General features: G+C 41.0%; 16 protein-coding genes, 3 pseudogenes and 1 riboswitch. Of the genes and pseudogenes, 2 read left to right on the forward strand and 17 right to left on the reverse strand.

Annotated elements, in window-relative coordinates; genetic code table 11:
* Window positions 1–57: 57 nt before the first annotated feature.
* The 14 genes and pseudogenes from ACXAEO_RS15670 to ACXAEO_RS15735 form a co-directional block, all read right to left on the reverse strand.
* Entirely contained in the window at window positions 58–1,359 is a 1,302-nt protein-coding gene (locus ACXAEO_RS15670) for an anti-sigma factor domain-containing protein (protein WP_474882783.1), read from the reverse strand.
* Entirely contained in the window at window positions 1,356–2,105 is a 750-nt protein-coding gene (gene sigI / locus ACXAEO_RS15675; protein ID WP_474882785.1) for an RNA polymerase sigma factor SigI, read from the reverse strand. Before sigI ends, ACXAEO_RS15670 begins: the two co-directional genes overlap by 4 nt.
* Window positions 2,106–2,331: 226 nt before the next feature.
* Window positions 2,332–3,537: a hypothetical protein gene (locus ACXAEO_RS15680; protein WP_474882786.1), complete on the reverse strand. Its 1,206-nt coding sequence runs from the start codon at window positions 3,535–3,537 to the stop codon at window positions 2,332–2,334.
* Between the two features lie 236 nt (window positions 3,538–3,773).
* On the reverse strand, window positions 3,774–4,580 hold the full coding sequence (locus ACXAEO_RS15685; protein WP_474882788.1) for a TerC family protein: 807 nt from the start codon (window positions 4,578–4,580) through the stop codon (window positions 3,774–3,776).
* A 358-nt stretch (window positions 4,581–4,938) separates the two neighbouring features.
* Window positions 4,939–6,018: a Ger(x)C family spore germination protein gene (locus tag ACXAEO_RS15690; protein WP_474882790.1), complete on the reverse strand. Its 1,080-nt coding sequence runs from the start codon at window positions 6,016–6,018 to the stop codon at window positions 4,939–4,941.
* Window positions 6,015–7,106 (reverse strand): GerAB/ArcD/ProY family transporter, encoded by a 1,092-nt coding sequence (locus ACXAEO_RS15695; RefSeq protein ID WP_474882795.1) that lies wholly within the window; start codon window positions 7,104–7,106, stop codon window positions 6,015–6,017. The genes ACXAEO_RS15690 and ACXAEO_RS15695 overlap by 4 nt, the downstream gene beginning before the upstream one ends.
* A gap of 25 nt (window positions 7,107–7,131) precedes the next feature.
* Window positions 7,132–8,583: a spore germination protein gene (locus ACXAEO_RS15700; protein WP_474884198.1), complete on the reverse strand. Its 1,452-nt coding sequence runs from the start codon at window positions 8,581–8,583 to the stop codon at window positions 7,132–7,134.
* Window positions 8,584–8,785: 202 nt separating this feature from the next.
* On the reverse strand, window positions 8,786–9,217 hold the full coding sequence (gene msrB, locus ACXAEO_RS15705) for a peptide-methionine (R)-S-oxide reductase MsrB (protein ID WP_474884199.1): 432 nt from the start codon (window positions 9,215–9,217) through the stop codon (window positions 8,786–8,788).
* Between the two features lie 6 nt (window positions 9,218–9,223).
* Window positions 9,224–9,754 (reverse strand): annotated as a pseudogene (gene msrA / locus ACXAEO_RS15710) (peptide-methionine (S)-S-oxide reductase MsrA); the annotation flags it as partial.
* A gap of 245 nt (window positions 9,755–9,999) precedes the next feature.
* On the reverse strand, window positions 10,000–10,641 hold the full coding sequence (locus tag ACXAEO_RS15715; protein WP_474884202.1) for a methyl-accepting chemotaxis protein: 642 nt from the start codon (window positions 10,639–10,641) through the stop codon (window positions 10,000–10,002).
* A gap of 123 nt (window positions 10,642–10,764) precedes the next feature.
* Window positions 10,765–11,295: pseudogene (locus ACXAEO_RS15720) on the reverse strand (protoglobin domain-containing protein); the annotation flags it as partial.
* Between the two features lie 211 nt (window positions 11,296–11,506).
* Entirely contained in the window at window positions 11,507–13,081 is a 1,575-nt protein-coding gene (locus ACXAEO_RS15725; protein ID WP_474884204.1) for an MDR family MFS transporter, read from the reverse strand.
* A gap of 32 nt (window positions 13,082–13,113) precedes the next feature.
* Complete coding sequence (locus tag ACXAEO_RS15730) at window positions 13,114–13,548, reverse strand: MarR family winged helix-turn-helix transcriptional regulator (protein ID WP_474882797.1); 435 nt, start codon at window positions 13,546–13,548, stop codon at window positions 13,114–13,116.
* Window positions 13,549–13,743: 195 nt separating this feature from the next.
* Window positions 13,744–14,244 carry a MerR family transcriptional regulator gene (locus ACXAEO_RS15735; RefSeq protein ID WP_474882799.1) on the reverse strand — a complete coding sequence of 167 codons (501 nt, stop codon included), beginning with the start codon at window positions 14,242–14,244 and terminating at the stop codon, window positions 13,744–13,746.
* Between the two features lie 420 nt (window positions 14,245–14,664).
* On the opposite strand from ACXAEO_RS15735, the gene ACXAEO_RS15740 reads away from it, so the two are divergent.
* Window positions 14,665–15,966 carry an NCS2 family permease gene (locus ACXAEO_RS15740; RefSeq protein WP_474882801.1) on the forward strand — a complete coding sequence of 434 codons (1,302 nt, stop codon included), beginning with the start codon at window positions 14,665–14,667 and terminating at the stop codon, window positions 15,964–15,966.
* Window positions 15,967–16,108: 142 nt separating this feature from the next.
* The gene (locus ACXAEO_RS15745) at window positions 16,109–17,299 is read left to right on the forward strand and encodes an MFS transporter (RefSeq protein WP_474882802.1); all 1,191 of its coding nucleotides are present in this window, start codon (window positions 16,109–16,111) and stop codon (window positions 17,297–17,299) included.
* Window positions 17,300–17,604: 305 nt separating this feature from the next.
* On the opposite strand, the gene ACXAEO_RS15750 is transcribed toward ACXAEO_RS15745, so the two are convergent.
* The 3 genes and pseudogenes from ACXAEO_RS15750 to ACXAEO_RS15760 all read right to left on the reverse strand — a co-directional run bounded on the left by ACXAEO_RS15750 (window position 17,605) and on the right by ACXAEO_RS15760 (window position 20,053).
* The gene (locus ACXAEO_RS15750; RefSeq protein WP_474884206.1) at window positions 17,605–18,552 is read right to left on the reverse strand and encodes a methyl-accepting chemotaxis protein; all 948 of its coding nucleotides are present in this window, start codon (window positions 18,550–18,552) and stop codon (window positions 17,605–17,607) included.
* A pseudogene (locus ACXAEO_RS15755) lies at window positions 18,544–19,593 on the reverse strand (cache domain-containing protein); the annotation flags it as partial. The pseudogene ACXAEO_RS15755 and the gene ACXAEO_RS15750, both read right to left, overlap by 9 nt.
* A gap of 148 nt (window positions 19,594–19,741) precedes the next feature.
* Window positions 19,742–20,053, reverse strand: coding sequence for a hypothetical protein (locus ACXAEO_RS15760; protein ID WP_474882804.1), 312 nt, complete (start codon window positions 20,051–20,053; stop codon window positions 19,742–19,744).
* 93 nt (window positions 20,054–20,146) lie between these two features.
* A riboswitch (SAM riboswitch) is annotated at window positions 20,147–20,249 on the reverse strand.
* Window positions 20,250–20,304: the final 55 nt, after the last annotated feature.

Below are 20,304 nucleotides of genomic sequence, written 5' to 3' on the forward strand. Positions count from 1 at the left end.
CTTATACGATTTAAGTCACTTAATGGTTTCTCAGACGATTGTTCTTACTTCGCTTTCTTAATCATCGTCCTCGTCATCATCATCTTCGTCGTCATCCTTCTCTCGTTCCTTGGCGTTCTTGTCTTTCTCTTTCTTATCTTCCTTATCATCATCTTTGTCGCTTTTGTCTTTCTCTTTCTTATTTTCCTTATCGTCATCTTTGTCGCTTTTGTCTTTCTCTTTCTTATTTTCCTTATCGTCACCTTTGTCGCTTTTGTCTTTCTCTTTCTTATTTTCCTTATCGTCACCTTTGTCGCTTTTGTCTTTCTCTTTCTTGTCTTCCTTATCATCGTCTTTCTCGTTTTTATCTTTCTTGTCATCTTTATCATTTTTCTTTTCGTTCACTGGCACACTGACTTTAGACGACTCTTTTATGAGCAGCTGTTCTTTTTCTTTTACTGCAGAAGGGAGAGAAGAAGTCGGATTCGAAGGCTTCTCTCCAGTATTGGTTAGTACTTGTTTGTTGCTGTTAGAGACAGCTGGAACAGGCTGTTGCACTGGTTTCACCGTTTCTTTTATGCCGTTTTTTTGTATTGGCACGTCCACTGCTGAAGGTATTGATTTTTGCGCTTGCGAAGAAGCGTGTTCATCAGCAGATTCTTTTGGTTCATCCTCTTCGACATTCGATTGCTTTGGCAGCGAGGTTGAACGTTCTATTTTCTTTTCGTTTCTCAACCATGTGCCCGTCGAAATACCGCTTTTTTGCGCCTGTTCTCGTTCATCCAGTGAACTTTCCACTGTTTGAATAGTATAAGCTTTCTTTTCCCAATTTTTTGTCACCGTTTCGATATCGGTCAGCAATTGGCTTGTATAATCTTGTTTATCTGTCTTAAAAACCGCCGTAATGAGGACATCTTTTTCTGTTTTTAAATATCCTTGTTTTTCACTTATGGTTAAAATTTGCGACGTTACTTTCTCAATCGGAAGTCCGATCCATTCTTCGACGGTTGCCATTAATTTCTCTGCTTCTTCATTAAACGGCTCTACCTCTACGACTTCAAATTGACGATTGACCCCCAGTTCTAAGCTCGGGTTAATATCGATTGACATGTACGCATACACTTGCTGCTGCAAATAATAAGGAATGAAAAAAAGCAAAAATATGGCTGCAGCAACAGAACTGACGACAGCCCCTCGCCATGAAAGCCTCGTTCTCTTTATGTCGGAGACTTCACGCTGGTCTTGTCTAAGAGGAAAAAAATGAATTTCCTCACCTAGCTCATATGGACGCTGTTCATGTCTTGTTCGTAAAAACTCGCCGTCAGGGGTTAACATCGTTACATACTCCTCAGTAATCTCCATGACAATGCCCTTTTTCAAGACCCGAGCACCCCTTTTATATAATCTTTTAAATAAACATAATCCCCTGCCAAAACGATGGCAATCGCAATAATGTATTTACGGTTGCGTTCAATCGTTTTACGGCTCACCGCAACATGTTTCTCCACTAATCGAATTGGTATTTGTTTCTTTTTAAATAATTTTTCTCGCACATCGTCATTATGAACAATAAATTGTGCTACTTCAATCGCATTTAGTCGTGCATCCGCATGCTTTGGAGACTGTTCTACAATCTCCGATAACGTCAATTGAAATTGTTCGAGCACTTGCTGGAAATGTAAAATTTCATCTTTGCGCAGCTGCTGTTCAATTTGACGAATATATTCGTCCAGTGACAAATCCGCTTCCAGTTTCGTTTGAGAAAATTCTTCGTTCTCTTCATCTGTTCTTTGAAGGTGGAATGTCTGTACACGCGCCTCTTTTCGAATATAATCAATGACGCGGCGCTTAATAATGAGTTCGGCAAAGGCAAGCAAAGAACTGCCCTTTGCTTGTGTATATTTTTCTATAGCTTCATTAAAAGCGATGAGACCAATGCTAAATTCGTCATCTGTTTCACGTATATATTTTTTGCAAACGCCCGAAACCGTTTTGGCGACAAACGGCTTATATTGCTCAATGAGTTCATTTTGCAACTCCCGATCCCCTTGTTGAATCTTCAGCACTGTATCCTCGAGCGTTTTCTTTCGACCGACTTTAAACAGTACACTAAGCAATGGTTTCACCTCTTGTCTAACATCATTCGTTCCAACCACCAGATTTCTGGGTGTACTAGAATGAGAAAATAGTCACCTTTTATAATGACTATTCATTATAACGTAAAACTTCTTAGTTTGACCATGATTCGTAAGTCTGATTCCCCTTGTTCACCATTGGAACGCATCGCCTAAAAGTAGTGTTTATAAAAGAAAGTGCCCGAAAACAAACGTTTCAGGGCACTCCCCTCTAAGCTTATTCTTCGTCTGTTTCTTTCTTCGCTTCACGTGCTTGCTTTGCTTCTTCTTTCTTTGCTTCACGCTCTTGCTTTGCTTCTTCTTTCTTCGCTTCACGCTCTTGCTTTGCTTCTTCTTTCTTTGCTTCACGCTCTTGCTTTGCTTCTTCTTTCTTCGCTTCACGCTCTTGTTTTGCTTCTTCTTTCTTCGCTTCACGCTCTTGTTTTGCTTCTTCTTTCTTCGCTTCACGCTCTTGCTTTGCTTCTTCTTTCTTTGCTTCACGCTCTTGCTTTACTTCTTCTTTCTTCGCTTCACGCTCTTGTTTTGCTTCTTCCTTGTTTGTCTCCGTTATTTGGTATACAGCTGGTACAGCAGTTGGAACAACGCTTACTTCTGATACCGTTTCCGCTTCCTTCGTCACAGCTTCTTGTTGAATGAGCTCATCCTCTTCCTTCGTCACGGCTGTGTCACCTTCATAAACGGCTTCTTCTGTTTCTTCATGAATCTCATCTACTATTTCTTCTATTTCTATTTGCAATTCCGCTTGCTCTTTTTCCAATTCATGATAGCGCGCCAACTTGGCCTCTAATTTCGCTTGTGCCTTCGCAATATTTTTTGCTAAAGCTTGCTTCGCTGTTTCATTCTTTACTTTTGCCATCGCAGCTTTTAGCGCCACAATATTTTGGGCAATACTTTTTTCAAAAGCAGACGTTTCCGATGTCGACCCTTCTTCCCGCTCAGCAGCCTCTTCTTGTTGCTCTTCTGCTAATTCAGCTGTTTCTTGCGCTTTTTCCATTTGTTCCAGTGCCTTAGCTAACAGTTCAACCGCTTCTTCTTCTTTTTCATGTGCCATTAATGTTTCTGCTTCTGCAATTCGTTCCGTTGCAAACTCTGCTAAAAGTTTTGCTTCTTTGGCATCATCCATTGTAACAGCTAATAAGATGTTCTCTATTGCCGCTTTTAAAAAATAGAAAAAGTCGCCTGGAACAAGCAAAGTCGATGAATCGTTTTCTTCCGCTTCTTCCACTACGGTTTCATTTTCTGCTTGTTCTTGTTCCTTTGATGAATTTACAATCACTTCTGTTTCCACCGTTTCTCCATTCCCTGTCGTCACTTCAACCGTTTCGGAGGCATATGTATTCTCTTCCGCATATGCAGCTGTTCCTGCAAAAGGTGATACCGCTAAGGCAAAAATAATTGAACTTGTCCATGCTTTCGTCTTCAATGTTTCTTCCTCCCGTCAAATTAGTGACCATGAAAATTGGCGCCAATCTTTTTTCCAAGTCCTTATATGGATACGGAGACGAGAAAATCTTTAAGGGGGTACGCGAAAAATATATCGTGACTAAAATTCAGAACACCTTTTTCAATTGAAATCTTACTGCCCGTTATTATGAACATAAACAAAAAAAACGCGTAGATGTCTTACATGTTGGTAAGACGCCCACAGCGTTTTTTCGCTTAATGATTCTCTACTTTTTTCAAAGCTTTTTCTTCTTTTGCTTGCTCTTCTGTTTTACCTTTTTGATTTTTTGATAAAAACCAGCCGCCTGCCCCAATCGCAAGAAGTACTGTCCAGAAAATCCCTTTCCATAAGCCGGATTCTGGGAAGTGGTGATCAATAACAGCAAGTTCTGGGTGTGCAAGCGTATGGACAGCAAGCTTGACCCCTACCCATCCAACAATTAAAAAGGCTGCCGTTTCGAGACCAGGACGCTGTTGCAAAAGCTGGACAAACATATTGGCTGCAAAACGCATAATGATTAAACCGATAAGTCCCCCTGCAAAAATAACGAGAAATTGTCCGCCATCCAATCCGCCAATAGTCGGTAGATTTGTGGTAGGAAGCGTCACTGCCAATGCCACTGCTGCCAAAATGGAATCAATCGCAAAAGCAATGTCAGCTAATTCTACTTTGAAGACCGTTCCCCAAAAACCAGATTCCTTTTTGGGTTTTTCTTCTTTCACAGGACGATTTTTCTTAGCGTAATGTTTAATTAAATGGTTAATGGAGATGAACAATAAATACGCCGCCCCAATCGCCTGCATTTGCCATACATCAACGAGAAATGAAATAAGGAACAAGGAACCGAAACGGAAGATAAACGCCCCGGCCAATCCATAAAACAAAGCCTTCTTCCTCTGTTCCTCTGGTAAATGCTTTACCATGATTGCCATAACAAGTGCATTGTCAGCGGCTAAAATCCCCTCTAATGCAATCAGAATTAATAACACCCAGCCATATTCAAGTAATAATGTTAGTTCCATCATTAATCTCCTCTCTTTTATCTCCTTGTTATTCTTTTACCCAAAATCCTTTAAAAAAACGCAAAAAGACCTCTGCCAGAAATGGCAAAGGTCTTGCTGAGCATTTTCATGCCAACAAAGCCGATGGAGCACGCTCCATGAAATGACGACTTTGTTTCAGGTTTCCCTGACGCTACTCCCCTTCACTTGGAAAGAAACTGTATAATTTGGTACTTTTATTGTATCGAGTAACACATCTTCTGTCAATAGACAAACGTGGAGACGAGGCTGTTATGAACAGGAAAAAATACGAGCCATCATGTTCTAACAAAACCTTCACTATTTTCGGCCTCATTGAGCGCAATGAAGCCGTTCTACTCTATTCCACAACCCCTGATTGGATAATATGAACCTTTACTTGCAAATCGACATCGAGATCTTTATAAATACTTTTCCATTCTTCCTTCGTCCCGAAGCGATTAAATTTTTGGTACCGTTCTCCAATACTTAATGGATCGATTTCTATTTTTTTGAATTTATTAATCATCGACATCCCTTGCTTTTCCATTGCCGCTTCCATGTCGTCTTGAATTTTTCGGATAGCGCTTTTATTTTGCAAGTTTTGCCGTTCGCTTAACTCTTTAATTTGTCCATCCATTTTAATGGAAATATGAAGTTTAGGTTTTTTCATGTCTCCTTTAAAATCATAATCCGTTCTCGCCACAATGTTTTCCACAACGGCATAAGAATGATTTTTTTCTATTTCAAACTCATAGACGCCCTTTTTATAACCTTCAACAAGCATTTTAAACACAAACATGTTTGAACGATCAATTTTTTCAACGTACCGATCTCCTTTAAATAAGGCCATCCCAACAATTTTCACTTCGCTTTTATCATGTTTCAACAATGGTAAGTATGGGTCTCCTCCGTCTGAAAAATATTTATATAAAAAAACGTGAAGATTATTTTTCGGAACGTTTTCTGTTTTAACATTTTGCTCGAGCAAATTCGATATATAAATAGCAGGATTTGTATTCGCATTGTACCTCTCCTCAATAAAAACACCCGCCTTTCCTTCTGTGACAGCAAGTTGCGTCGTATTTCCAATAGAAGCATCTCGGTAAAGGGTATCAATAAAATCTGAAATTCCTCTTTTTGCTAATTCATCTTCGTACAAGGCAACACGCAGTTGCCCGCTTACAATTGGTTTTGGCGCTTCGGCCGTTGCCTTTGAACGAATGTACTTACTCGTATGCCCCGTGGCCGAATGTACATCAAATTCTCCTGTCTGCTGTTCGGAATAAACAGGAATCATTAACGTCGCTTCAACTTTGTTGTCTTCTGCCGCATCATAGGCTACCCCTTGCAATAAATCAACATCATCCAAAATAGGTGCAGCTACCCCGCAACCTGTTAATATGATCATTAACATGAATACCAATAGACGTTTCATCATTTTTGACCCCTCATCCGATTTACGATTCGCTGGATAACATATAACAACGGCAAATACACATATACGAAATAAAATCCAATTTTTCCATTAATGTTATTGACAATATTCACCTCAGCACGATCATCGACTAGATATGCATAAAGAAAGAAAAGCAGCATCATTCCCAATAAAGGAAGACGCTGTTTCACTTTGACCACATCCCGGACAATACGACTCGCAGCCCAAAAAAACAAAGCAATATTAGGCATTACAACAAACAGCCAAAAAGAAACCTTCACATATTCAAACCGCTGCAAAAAGCTAAATTCAAGTACCGTTGTCATCGTTAAATGTGGCCAAATGCTATTAAGTAATTGCTTTTCACTAAAAAAAGCGAAAGATGTCAAGCAAACAACTAAATACACTAAAGATGTGCACAGCGCTCCCCACTGGGCATATTTATGTGATTTTTGCGGCTGTTGAATAAACGGGTAATAAATAAGCAATGTTTCATAGCCTAAATAGCTGAGCGTCATCGCCTTCGTTGCCCCCCACAACTCTTTTATGGAATGATTAAACAACGGAATAAGATTGTCAAAATGGGCATATTGCAGCGGATACACAAGCGTAATCGCCAGCCAAAGCGGCAACAAAACCCCAAAGTAGCAAATCCCTGTGATGACTTGAAAGCCAGAGGAAATAATATAGTATGCTAACAACAAAAACAACAAACCAGGTAGCCAAGATGGCATACTCGGAAACATCCACACTTGCAGCACTTCAATGTATGTTCGCAAAACCGTATAAGCGGAATTTAAAAAATGCAGCGAGAGCAATACATTCAAGCCATTGCCAATCCACTTTCCAAACAAAGTTTGGTGAATGTAAACAAGGTTCCCCTTCCCTTCAGCCAACAGCTTATACATGAGAAAGATAGAAAGGTGGACCATCCCTCCACCAATAACAATGGCAAGCCATCCGTCATACCCTGCTTCCTTCACGATAACTCGCTCAAAGCCGAGGATACCCACTCCTACTTGAGCGCTTGTAACTAAAAAAAAGACAAGAAAAGGAGCAATCTTGTAGTGTTCTTTGACTTGTTGACTCATGCCAAAAACTCCTTTTCTTCAATCATTATGGATCTTCAGTAAAATCATTGAGAACCTTCTGTCTTTTTTGCTGTGATTCAAAACGCTCCTCGCTTTCAGTTTGTAAAAAAACTGGACGATTGTTAAACGTGGTAAACGGAAGGCGGATAATGGAATCTTTCAAATCTTTAAGCCTCGGTGGATAAATCGGCTCTAAATACGGGCGGCCGAGTGATGTAAGACGCATTAAATGCGAGAGAACAAACAAAGAACAAATCATCACTCCGACAAGTCCGAGAATTTGGGCAAAAATTAAAAAAGGAAAACGTAGCAAACGAATGGTATTACCCATCTTGTAAGTTGGCGTAGTAAACGAAGCAAGAGCAGCAAGAGCCACAATAATTAATAAAATGTTACTCGTAATCCCCGCTTCAACCGACGCCTGTCCAATAACAATCCCACCCACAATACCGAGTGTCTGACCGACCTTTGTTGGCAAGCGGGCCCCTGCTTCCCGCAGGAGTTCAATGGACAATTCAAGAATGATGGCTTCAATAATGGGTGGAAATGGTATGGCCGCCCGTGACGAGATGAGCGTCTGCAATAAATCTTTCGGAATGATTTCATAATGATACGTCAAAACGGCGACATAAGTTGGGGTCGCAAAAATAGAAAAGGCAACAGCAAAACCTCGAATAAGTCGAAAAGCGGTCGCAATCAGCCAGTTTAAATTATAATCTTCGAGCGTCCCAAAAAATTCAGTAATGGTACTCGGTGCAATGAGTGCATTTGGAGAGCCGTCCGATAAAATGGCGACTTTCCCTTCGGCCAATGCAGCTGCAACCCGGTCCGGCCGCTCCGTATTTACAATTTGCGGAAACAGTGACCTTGAATTATCTTGAATCATTTGTTCCAAATAAGAGCTGTCTAAAATTTGGTCAAAGTAAATGTCCGTCAATCGCTGCATGACTGTCTGCAAATTTTCATCATTGGTTACTCCTTGCACATACATGATGGCCACTTGCGTTTTTGAATTTTTACCGATGGTAATATGCTTTACCTTCAAATCATCAATCGGAAGACGCTTGCGAATTAAGTTGATATTAAGAGGAAGCGCTTCAACAAATGCTTCCTGCGGTCCAATAACATTAAATTCAATTTCAGGCGAACCGACTTGCCGGAATTCCGTATTGGGCGCACTCACTAAGAGGACTCGTGTATCTTGTTCATAAAAACGTATGGCTACTGCGCCCGACATTAAACGTTGTTTTACTTCGTTTGTATTCTCCGTAATGACAAGTTGCTCAATCGGTATTCTTTTTTTCAGTTGTTCCAATGAGTGAATACTGTCATCCAAATTGGGCAGAACGTAATCATGAATGAGGCGACTATCGGTCAGAGTCGTAAAATAGGACACCCAAAACGGCTCTTTTCCGACCGATGTATTAAAATCAACAAAATCATCTGAGATTTTTAACTGCTGTAACAATTCTCCCATCGATAAAACTTCTTTTTGTTGGCTTTGCTCTTTTAACTGGTCCACTTTGCTTCTTTTCTTCAGAAAATTAAACACACCGCAACTCTTCCTTTATTTGTCTTTTTGTTAGTGTTTTTGAAAAGGCGGTGATTTATTCCTTTATTTTTTAAGGCATAAAAACAAATGGCAAAAAAATAGACAAAAGAGGGCGTCCCTCTTTTGTCTATTTTCCGTCAAATAAGTGAAGATATTGACCGTATCCTTCTTTTTCAAGAGCTGTTTTTGGAATGAATCGTAAAGCAGCTGAGTTGATGCAATAACGCAAGCCGTCCGGTCCAGGTCCGTCGTCAAACACATGACCAAGATGGGAATCCGCTTCCTTGCTGCGCACTTCTGTTCTCACCATACGATGGCTCACATCGACATGCTCTGTCACTTGCGCTTGATCAATTGGTTTGGTAAATGAAGGCCAGCCGCACCCTGCATCATATTTATCCAAAGAACTGAACAACGGCTCTCCTGATACGATATCCACATAGATTCCTTCTTCTGTATGATTCCAAAATTCATTACGAAACGGAGGCTCTGTGCCGTTATTTTGTGTCACTTCATACTGCATCGGTGTAAGTGTTTCTTTTAGCTTCTGTTTGTCCACCTTCGACCAATGCTGCTTTAAAAACGCTTCGCGGCCTGAGCCTGTACGATACAACTGATAGCGAACCGGATTCTTTTTGTAATAGTGTTGATGGTAATCTTCCGCTTCATAAAAAGGCGTAGCAGGTAAAATAGGCGTGACAATCGGTTTGGAGAAACGGCCGCTCTCCCCTAATTGACGTTTGGATTGTTCAGCTATTTCTTTTTGCTGTTCCGTATGATAAAAGATGGCCGTACGATACGAATCACCACGGTCGGCGAATTGGCCGCCCTCATCGGTTGGATCAATTTGCTGCCAAAACAGTTCGACTAATTGTTCATATGGATATACATTCGGGTCAAAAGTAATTTGAACCGCTTCATAATGACCCGTCGTATCTGAACATACCTCTTCGTACGTCGGATTGGAGATTTGTCCACCTGTATAACCGGACACGACTTTCACAATGCCTGGCTGTTCATCGAACGGCTTCACCATACACCAAAAGCAGCCGCCCGCAAACGTGGCCAATTCATATTGCTTTTCATTTTCTCCCACTGTAAAACCTCCTTTAACATAACTGCCTTTATTATACTTCTGCCTGACCGTTCCACCAAACGATGTGCATCAGAAGAAACGTGAAACAAGCCCGCTTAGCTGCTAGGGAATTGAAGATACCGAGGAAGAAACGCTTTTTCGTAGAGGCTGAACATGAAAGAAAAGCATGGTTAACTAATTAATCTTAAAAGGTTCGAACAAGTGATAAAGCTACACAAAAAAAGACGGCAGGCACCGTCTTTTTGTTATCGATGAGCAAGCTCCCTTAATTCCTCCGCTGTTTCGGCAACAGTATGAATGGTTCCTGTCGCTTCTTCAATTACATTGGAAATGGAGTCAAGCTCTTGCTTTGTTTTATAGGTTTGTTGTTTGTTTTCTTTTAAAAGATCCATGACACTTCCGAAGAAAGCGCCCATTTGTTTCATTTGAGAGCTACCTTTCACCGTTAAATCCGTGACTTGAAGAACAGATTTCGAAATGTGATCAATTTGCTCATGAATTTCTTGAATCAATGCCGTAACGCCTGCCACTGAAGTTTTTGTTTCTTCAGCCAGCTTTCTCACTTCATCAGCTACAACCGCAAAGCCTCGTCCATGCTCGCCTGCACGAGCAGATTCAATTGCTGCATTTAAAGCAAGTAAATTCGTTTGATCGGCAATGGATGTCACAATACCTGAAATTTTATAAATTTCATTCGAAGTTTGATCAAGCAGCTTCATTTTCGTAGAAATATCTTGCATGCTCTGTTGAATATGGTTCATCAACTCCTGCTGTTGTTCAAGGTCATTCATCCCGGTTTGTGCTTCTTCCTCTACCGTAGCTGCTGTTTCCGTTCGACTGGAAGCGAAGGAAGCAACTTCATGTGCCTGCGCATTAATTTCTTCCATAAATTGATTAGTTTGCTGGGAAATGTTAGACAAGCGATGTGCACTTTCACTAATGTGCTCGAGCAACTTAATGTATTTGTCCTCTGCTTCCTCATGAATGCTGTTATATAAATGACGATACTCATCGAGTACAATTTGTTGTTCAAAATTCATCATTTTGGACACAGCTGAAATAGCCTTCACCGTCTCTTCTTTCCCGAAAGATTGCTCATCAATCATTTGGATAATAGAAGAGAACAAATTTTGGAAAGCAAGAATATACCATTTCGGTTCAAGTCCAATTTTCACATGCATTTGTGCAATGCGTTTTCGCTTCAAAATGTATTCCTCATCAATGACGCCATTAAACATTTCAGCAATATGTACACGAAGTGTCTTTTCCAAACGTTCAATGCTGCTGTGCGTTTCAATAATTTTTAACAGCGTAGGCTCACTCTTTAGCCCTTCGTAAAAACGAGCAGCCATTTTATCAAGATCGCCTTCAATATATGGTTTTAGCGCGGCTGTCACACTCAACTCTTTTTCCGTTAAGGCAATCATGTTGAGCTGTTTTACAACTTCCGAATCGCTTATTTGTATACGACCTTTAGCTGTTTCCATATGTTGCTGCCATTCCATTGCTGTTTCTTTCTCTTTTCTTCTGAAAAACACCATCTGCTCACCCCAAATTTATCAAGATACGAAAATTACCTTACTTTCTATCATATCATCATTTCCTCGTTAAGCTAAGGGATAATAATGACAAATGTACTATCTTTAAGGTAGATATGTGACAAACTAACGAGAAGTGATAATATTTAATAAAAATAGCGCCGAATATGTTCAAACCAACATGTTCGGCGCTGCTCACTCGTATGATAGAAGTTTATATCGCTTGTTCTTCTTCGGCACTTTTTTGGCTTTGACGAAGAGGAATTTCCTTCAAGAAAAAGGTCAGCGCAAATCCTAATAACACAACAAAGCCTGCTACTAAATAAACACCTGTCAGTGCATGACTCAGTGAATCACGAAGTAGTCCAATCAGTTGCTCAAATATTGGATGGAAAGAAGCCGGTAAATCGGCTTTCATGCTAGTTAAATGACTAGGGTCCATTAACGTTTGCGCATCCAAACCGTTTAAACGAGCAGCCAATTCTGGTGATTCAGCTACTCCTTTCCCCTCATTCTCCATGTAACGATTCATGTTTACGTTCATAATCGTTCCCATCACCGCGACTCCAACCGTTCCCCCAATTTGACGAAAAAGCTGAGAAGAAGCTGTCGCCACTCCTAAATAACGATGATCAACGGCATTTTGAATGGTTAATGTAAAGACAGGGAAGCTCATTCCAAGTCCGATTCCCACTAACACATTATTCAAAACAACGATTGCCGCGGAGCTGTCGGGTCCCATGAAAGAAAGGGAAAACAAGCCACTTGCCATAACGAATAGACCGATAATTGCTAAAGCTTTATATTTACCCGTTTTGGTAATCCATTGCCCGCCCAGAGTGCTCGCTGCCACCATCGACAAAGTCATTGGCATCATAATGACACCTGATGCTGTAGCTGAACGGCCAAGCACACCTTGAATGAAAAATGGAATATACATCGCTGCTCCAAACATCCCCGCCCCTAAAATAAAACCGATTAAGTTCGATAACGTAAAAATAGGGTTTTTGAATAAATGAAGCGGCAAAACAGGACTTTTCGCTCTTCGTTCAATTATTACAAACAGCACTAGCGATGCAATGGTGGCGCCAAGCAAACCAGCAATTTGACCGGATACCCAGTCATATTTAGAACCTGCCCATGAAAAAGCTAGAAGAAGCGGCACAATCGTCGTTGTCAAAAACAACGAACCCGCATAATCTACTTTTTCTCCTGCTTTCCTTTCAGTGCTTGGAAACAACATCAAAATTAAGATGAAGGCAATCACCCCAACCGGAAGGAAAACCCAAAATACCCAATGCCAATCCGCATTATCAACAATCCACCCTCCAAGCGTAGGACCAAATACACTCGCAAGACCAAATACAGACCCCATCAAGCCTTGCCAGCGCCCACGCTCGCGTGGAGAAAACAAATCCGCCACAGCTGTAAACGCCGTAGACATAATGAGACCGCCCCCAAGTCCCTGTACCCCGCGGTAAGCAATGAGTTCAATCATCGTATTTGAGAAACCGGCCATCAGCGATCCTGCGGAAAACACCGCGATCCCGATTAAAATAAACGGCTTTCGCCCATAAATGTCGGACAGTTTTCCAACTAAAACGGCCGTAATGCTCGAGGCCAACATAAAAATGGTGAAAACCCAGCTGAAATACTCAATCCCGCCCAGTTCCGCAATAATACGGGGCAGCGCTGTTCCGACAATCGTTTGATTTAAAGCAGCAAACAGCATGGCAGCCATAATTGCTAGCATAATCATGATTTTTCGTCTATGTTCAAGATGCTCCATCATTACACGTCCTTCTTTATTATTTCACTTTATTAAATAAAATTGTTCTCACGCTTATTTAGCTTTTCGAATAACGTCGTCATAATAAGCAATTCTTCGGTTGTAAAATGACGAAATCGTTCCCGGAAATACTCGCTTTTCTTTTCTTCAAACTGCTTAAATATACCCTTGCCCGCTTCTGTTAAACTAATTTCTACACTTCTTCGGTCGGATGGGGATTTTTTTCTTTCAATAAACCCTTTCGCCAACAGCCCATCCGTAACGGCCGTAATATGACTAGCCGATACTTGAAGCTGTTTGGAAGCATCGGTCACACGAATAGTCCCGTTTTCAGCAGCCATCGCTAATAGACGGAATTCATTTCCGGTCAATTCACTTCCAAACAATTCGCCAATTTCACTCTTTAGTTGCCGAAAAACTGAACGAAGAAGTTTTTCAAGTTCAAACATCATTTCATTTCGATCCACTAATAGTCGCCACCTTTTTTATCTCTTTTCACACTATATAATATATCAAGTCATATATTTCACCTAGTTAACTAAATCAGTTTTATCAAATAGAGCAACCTTTCGTCAAGAAAAAGCAACTGTTATTTTTCTTACATGATTAACTTTTCCCCAACTATATAGTTTCTCCAAAAGAAAAAACGCCTATCTAGGCGTTTAAAGGAGACTTGTTAAAAACGTTTTCCATTTCGGTGTACGTTTTTCTGGAAAATCCGGCAGTACATCTTCAGGTGGCTTCTTATCTTCCAGTTGTTGAATTCGAGCTTCTAGTTTTTGAATTTTCTTTTGAAGATCATCAATTTCAGAACGGTGCTCTAATATTTGGAACGTCACGACCTCACCCGCTTTTCGTTCCATCCGTCGCTCATTTTCCATGAGCCGCATAAAGAGCTGATCAATTTTCCCCTCCATCTCTTTCCATTTTTCAGTTTCTTCTATAGAAATGGAAACCGTACCTTGACGCTTTCCTTCCGTTGGCTGAACACGCTGCGAAGATGGCGTTGTCTGAATTTCTTTTAGTTGTTCTAGATGCTCCTCTGTAAATTCAAAATGACCAATTTCATTTTTTTCGCAAGGAATGTCATGCTGCTTAATCCATTTTAAGACCGTTTTCGGATTGACTCCAAGCTCTTTAGCTACATCGCTTGTTTTCATCATTTTTCCTCACTCCATTCCGATCATGAAGAAAGCGCAAGCGTTCACTATAGTCAGCCCTCTTCAAAGATTTGACACTTTTACATTTTCGAGAAAAAATGGAGGACTCCTTCATACATGACAAAACTAGTCTCCATTCAACATTTTCTCGGAAGACTCCCTATTTTTTTCGTTTAACATCCCCACATCAAACACATATGAATGACAGAAAGACCCATTGCAGGAAAGAGAAAACCACACTTCCAAAAACCGATTATTCTCTTTGGAAACAAAACGAAAAAACACCAAAACCCGAACATTATTTTCGGTTTTTTTCAATTGATATGCATTTTCCGCAAAAAAAATGAAGATTATGCTTGCATTTCACTCTAAATACACATATTATTATAAAGGCTTTGAAATGTTCGTTATTCGGAGGGAATTATGTTTAAGCTTAAAGAGTACAACACGAATGTAAAAACTGAAGTATTGGCTGGGATTACGACGTTTTTAACAATGGTCTACATCATTATCGTCAACCCTGTCATTTTATCTGATGCAGGAGTACCGTTTGAACAAGTCTTCACGGCTACCATCATCGCATCAATCATTGGAACATTATGGATGGCACTTGGCGCGAATTATCCAATCGCCATCGCACCTGGAATGGGATTAAATGCTTACTTTGCTTATTCTGTCGTCGGTTCGCACGGCGGCATTACTTATCAAACCGCTTTTGCTGCTGTATTTGTCGCAGGAATTATTTTTGTTATTTTATCATTAACACCGTTTCGTGAAAAATTAATCGAGGCCATTCCAGATAACTTAAAGCACGGCATTACAGCTGGAATTGGCTTATTTATCGCCTTTATCGGGCTTCGTCTAACAGGAATTATTACAGACCACCCAACAAACTTAGTCGCACTTGGTGATCTTCATTCTCCTTCTGTCGTACTAGCTTTAATTGGCCTCGCTGTTACACTCGTTTTAATGGCGTTAAATTTAAATGGGGCTTTATTTTTCGGAATGATTATTACTGGTATTATTGCTTACTTAACAGGACAGCTTTCATTCAAAGAAGGATTTGTAGCGATGCCGAGCTTACCGGAAGGATTGCTCATTGCGAATCCTGTTGTTGCTTTTAGTGATGTGTTCCAGCATGGTTTATATGCTGTTGTCTTCTCGTTCCTACTTGTGACCATCTTTGATACAACAGGAACGATGATTGGTGTTGCCCAGCAAGCTGGATTGATGAAAGGAAAATCAATGCCTCGTGCTCGTCAGGCACTTCTTGCTGACTCATTCGGTACATCAATTGGAGCGATGTTCGGAACAAGTCCGACAACCGCTTATATTGAATCATCGGCTGGAGTAGCAGCTGGAGGACGCACTGGGTTAACCGGTGTGACAGTAGCTGGTTTATTCCTCGTTGCAGCGTTTTTCGGTCCGTTAGTTGGTGCGGTTTCTGGCATTTCTGCCATCACAGCTCCCGCTTTAATTATTGTCGGTAGTTTAATGATGGGCGCTATTTCCCATATTGACTGGTCAGAGTTAGATGAAGCATTCCCAGCTTTTCTTGTCGTACTGAGCATGCCGTTAACATCAAGCATTGCTACAGGGATTGCGCTTGGATTCATCTCTTACCCACTGCTGAAAGTTGTAAAAGGGAAAGCAAAAGAAGTACATCCGCTTGTCTATCTATTTGCGATCTTGTTTTTCTATCAACTTACGTTCTTGCCACACTAAAACAAAAATGTGTTCCTCTACAGTAGGGGAGCACATTTTTTTGTACATATTGACGTGACCGCTCTGTTTTCATGAGCTGGATTTGGTATACTAGTACTAGTAAATGGTACATAAACACAGCATTCCAATCAGAAGGTGACATATGAAAAAGCAAATTTTTATATTAATGTTCATTTTATTTATGGTGTTTGTCGGTTTTGGCATCATCATTCCGATTGTTCCCGAAGTCATTCGAGCAACAGGCGCAAGCAGCGTCAATCTTGGCTTTTTAATGGCCGTTTACTCAATCGGATCGTTTATCACAGCTCCGCTTTGGGGACATTTATCCGATAGAAAAGGACGCCGTCCCGTCTTACTCATAGGGCTGATTGGCTTTAGTGCCAGCTTCTTTATTTTTGCTGCAGCAGGAAATTCACTCTTGCTCATGTACGCCTCACGCATTCTTGGAGGCTTGTTCGCCGGGGCTGTCATTCCATGCGCATTTGCTTACGCCTCCGATATTACATCAGAGGATAATCGTACAAAAGCAATGGGCCTTCTTGGCATGACGATCGGTCTCGGCTTTATTTTCGGACCGGCACTGGGCGGGTTATTATCAGCTGCTGGCTTATTCGTTCCGTTCGTGGTCTCTGGCGTATTAGCCATTATGATGACCGTTTTTTCCGCCTTTTTTTTACCGGAGTCACTTTCGCTTGAACAACGAAATCAGCCAACCAAAAAACAGTCACAATGGCAACTGTTTAAAACCGATTTCCAAGGGGCTGCCAAATACTTATACATGCTTGCATTTCTCGGTACGTTCACCCTTGCTGGCATGGAAGCAACCTTTCAGTTTTTTCAAATAGAACGAATCGATGCGACTCCAACGACTATCGGCTGGATGTTTATGGCAAGCGGTTTAACACAGGCGATCATCCAAGGTGGTGTCATTCAGCGTTTTAAGAAAGGAAACGAAAAAACACTAATCACCATCGGAATTTTTACATCCGTCCTTGGTTTTATCTTGCTTCTGTTTTCATCAAACGTAGTGAACGCCACTATTTTTCTAGCAGTCTTAACAGCGGGTAATGCTTTGATTCGCCCTTGCGTACTATCGTTGATTTCGATGAAAACAAAAGTCGGCTACGGAGCAGCTTCCGGTATTAGCGCATCTATGGACAGCCTCGGTCGCATTTTTGGGCCAGTTCTTGGAGCGTTTGCTTTCAGCTTCAACAGCTCCCTTCCATTTTTAATCGGAAGCCTTCTCTCCTTATTAGCCTTCTTTCTTTTGCAAGGCTACCGAAAAGAAGAGGATACAGCAAAGGATGCCCCAAATGTCCTTACACAGCCATGAACAGAAGAAACCATCCCCCCTCTAGGTGGATGGTTTCTTCTGTTTCATAACCGCTCTTATCGGCATGTATGAAGGGTTTAAATAGTTTGATCTTCTAAGAAATCTAGCACTTGGTCAATCAAGTCTCGGCTGTTAGTATCATTGCCATGGTCAATCGTCACTTCCATGCCAAACGCTCCTTTCATTTGCTCTTGTTGTATAAGATACCATATTTTTCATGGTTTAGAATCTAAAAGTTTTGTAAATTTTTTGACAATATTCTCACAAGTGAAAAAACCTCTCCCGAAAAAGGAAGAGGTTTCTTATTATAATTTAAAGCGATGAATAATACTAGCTAACTGCTCACTTAATTCCAGCAGCTCTTCAGCAGAGTGTGATAATGTATTAACCGCTCGCACCTGCTCTTCAGCAGAAGCCGTAATTTCTTCGGCACCTGCTGCGGATTGCTGAGCAATAGCTGCAATGCTTTCCACAGCTGAAGCGACTTCTTCTTTTAATTGGTTCATTTCATGCATGCTTTCATTCGTATCACGGATGGAATCAACCATTTTCGACACATTTGCCTCAATCCGCTGAAACGCTGACTCTGTATCGGCGACTACTTTTCCTTGCTTTAACGACAGTTCTGTTGTTCGCTGCATTTCATCTGCCGCTTTCATCGTCTCTTTTTGGATGGACTGAATCATCTCATTAATTTCACTCGTTGCCTTAGCCGATTGCTCTGCCAGCTTGCGTACTTCTCCCGCAACAACCGCAAAACCTTTTCCCACATCTCCTGCTCTTGCAGCTTCAATGCTTGCATTGAGCGCTAATAAATTCGTCTGGTCAGAAATGCTGTCAATGGTATGCACGATGCTCTCAATATTTTTCATCTTATCTGTTAACGAAAGCATGACGTCATTTACTTGCTCAATAACTGTCAACGTTTCGTTCGTATGTGAACGAAGCGAGCTCATTTGCGAAAGCCCTGTGTCACTCGCCGTTGTTACTTCACTAGATAAGTCGTTCAATTCCTTATTCTGTTCAAGCGTGTGAGCGATTTGCTCAGACAATTGAATCGTCTTATGGTTCGTCACATCGGCATCTGTCGCTTGCTGTGTCGTTCCTTGGGCAATTTCACCGATGGCGCGACCAATTTCTTCACTCGAAGCCGCTGCTTCTTCCGATACAGAGCTTAAATGCTCAACAGATGAATGAACAGAATCAACCGATTTTTCCACTGCGGCAATGAGTTCTCGCATATTTTGAACCATGTGATTGAAAAATTCCGCCAGTGCCCCAATTTCATCTTTTGAGGAAACTTTTGTCTCAACAGTCAAATCTCCTTCTGCAACAAGGGCCATGTCCTTTTTCAATTGAAGAATCGGTTTCGTAATGGTTCGTGAGAATAAATAGACGAGAACTCCAGCAATAATCACAATCACCGCAGATGTCCAAACAATGGATTTCAAAATGACCGCCGCATCGTTCAGCAAGTCCTTCTCTTTATACACAATCCCCATTTTCCAACCAGTTTCGTTAATCGTGGTAAATGGCATGATACGACTTTCCTTATCAAATGTATAGGATAAATAACCGTCATTTTTCTTATACATCTCTTGTATAAATGGAAGGTCCATCAAATTGTCGCCTTGAAGCGTCGGATGTACAAGAGCATTTCCTTGCGCATCGAGCATCACCGAGTAACCGCCATGGCTAATTTGCGTTTCATTAACCATTTCCGTTAATTTCGTCAGCTCCAAATCGATTCCCACTACTCCTTGAAACTGATCTGACTTTGAATCAACGATAGCCTTTGACAAAGTAATTACGTTCTTTTTCGTAATCGCGTCTTCATATACTTCTGAAATATGCACTTCATTTGGTGCCTCAGCAGCTGCTTGGTACCAGCCTCTCGTCGTTGGATCCAGCACACCAGACTCAGGCGCCGCATAAAATTTCTTGCTCGGTGTCCCTACATAAATAGACAAAACGTTTTGATTTTGGTTTAAGTAACGGGTGAAATCTTCCCGTACAGCCGTCCACGCGGTCATATCGCCATTTTCATTTACTATTTGCGAGAAATTCACTAATAAGTCCGTTTGACTATAATGGTGCAATGTTTTACTATATTGATCTACATATAGCTCAATTCGTTCTTTCGTTCCGGACAACGTGCTCACAGCTTGCATTTCCACTTGCTCTTCAATTTGCTGTTTAGAAATTTGATAGCTTAATCCAGCCACTGCCGCCAGCATGACCACCATCATCACTGTGACAATGAAATTAAGCTTTAAACTAATTTTTCGAAACATCTCGTTCCCCCATCTCTTCTCCCTTAATCTAAAAAAAAACGTATCATAATATTTTTCGACAAATTTCTCTTGTTTTTTATAGGAGAAAAGATGGATTATCACGACAAAAGGAGGATGAACCTAATATGTTCACCCTCCTTTTCATCTTCTACACTCGAACTTCCCGGGAAATCCGAAGACCTACGCCTTCTAAACGATGAAGCAAATGCTCATCCAATGCATACAGCCCTTCATTTTTGAGCTTCTCTGCTTGATGAATATCTAAAGCGACAGCATACGCATGCTGAAAATGATACACGACCACTTCATAGAAATTTTCCAATTTTTGAAACGTGACCCGACACCGTTCATCTTCTGTGCGAAAACGCCTCTCTAAACTTCCTGCTGCCACCCGTACTAATTCATCTGTCAATTCTCGTTTACAAAGATAACCTCTCACTAATCCACTTAAACTCATCACCCTCACACTCTCTTTCCATTTGATTTGCTCCGGGAAGATGTGACTAAACAACAAAACTCTTTTCGCTTTAGATGCGAAAAGAGTTCCGTTTCCGTCTTATCATCCAAAGCATACGCTTTGCTGGTAGGAGCACCTTGCCTAAGACAGGTTGCTGTGACGTCATTGAGCCAGATCTCTCAGTCACTCTAGATAACTTATTTAATTATTCTATAATATACCAAAAACGTTTTTTTCTGTAAATACCTAAAATC

The organism is Bacillus sp. ABA4_010 (assembly GCF_056159105.1).

What these genes read in the sequence shown, in the direction of transcription:
- ACXAEO_RS15715 (WP_474884202.1), bottom strand. Translation starts at nt 10,641, where the DNA reads ATGGAAGAAATTAATGCGCAGGCACATGAAGTTGCTTCCTTCGCTTCC.
- ACXAEO_RS15745 (WP_474882802.1), top strand. Translation starts at nt 16,109, where the DNA reads ATGAAAAAGCAAATTTTTATATTAATGTTCATTTTATTTATGGTGTTT.
- ACXAEO_RS15700 (WP_474884198.1), bottom strand. Translation starts at nt 8,583, where the DNA reads ATGGGAGAATTGTTACAGCAGTTAAAAATCTCAGATGATTTTGTTGAT.
- ACXAEO_RS15725 (WP_474884204.1), bottom strand. Translation starts at nt 13,081, where the DNA reads ATGGAGCATCTTGAACATAGACGAAAAATCATGATTATGCTAGCAATT.
- ACXAEO_RS15685 (WP_474882788.1), bottom strand. Translation starts at nt 4,580, where the DNA reads ATGGAACTAACATTATTACTTGAATATGGCTGGGTGTTATTAATTCTG.
- ACXAEO_RS15740 (WP_474882801.1), top strand. Translation starts at nt 14,665, where the DNA reads ATGTTTAAGCTTAAAGAGTACAACACGAATGTAAAAACTGAAGTATTG.
- ACXAEO_RS15690 (WP_474882790.1), bottom strand. Translation starts at nt 6,018, where the DNA reads ATGATGAAACGTCTATTGGTATTCATGTTAATGATCATATTAACAGGT.
- ACXAEO_RS15750 (WP_474884206.1), bottom strand. Translation starts at nt 18,552, where the DNA reads ATGGTTCAAAATATGCGAGAACTCATTGCCGCAGTGGAAAAATCGGTT.
- ACXAEO_RS15735 (WP_474882799.1), bottom strand. Translation starts at nt 14,244, where the DNA reads ATGATGAAAACAAGCGATGTAGCTAAAGAGCTTGGAGTCAATCCGAAA.
- ACXAEO_RS15695 (WP_474882795.1), bottom strand. Translation starts at nt 7,106, where the DNA reads ATGAGTCAACAAGTCAAAGAACACTACAAGATTGCTCCTTTTCTTGTC.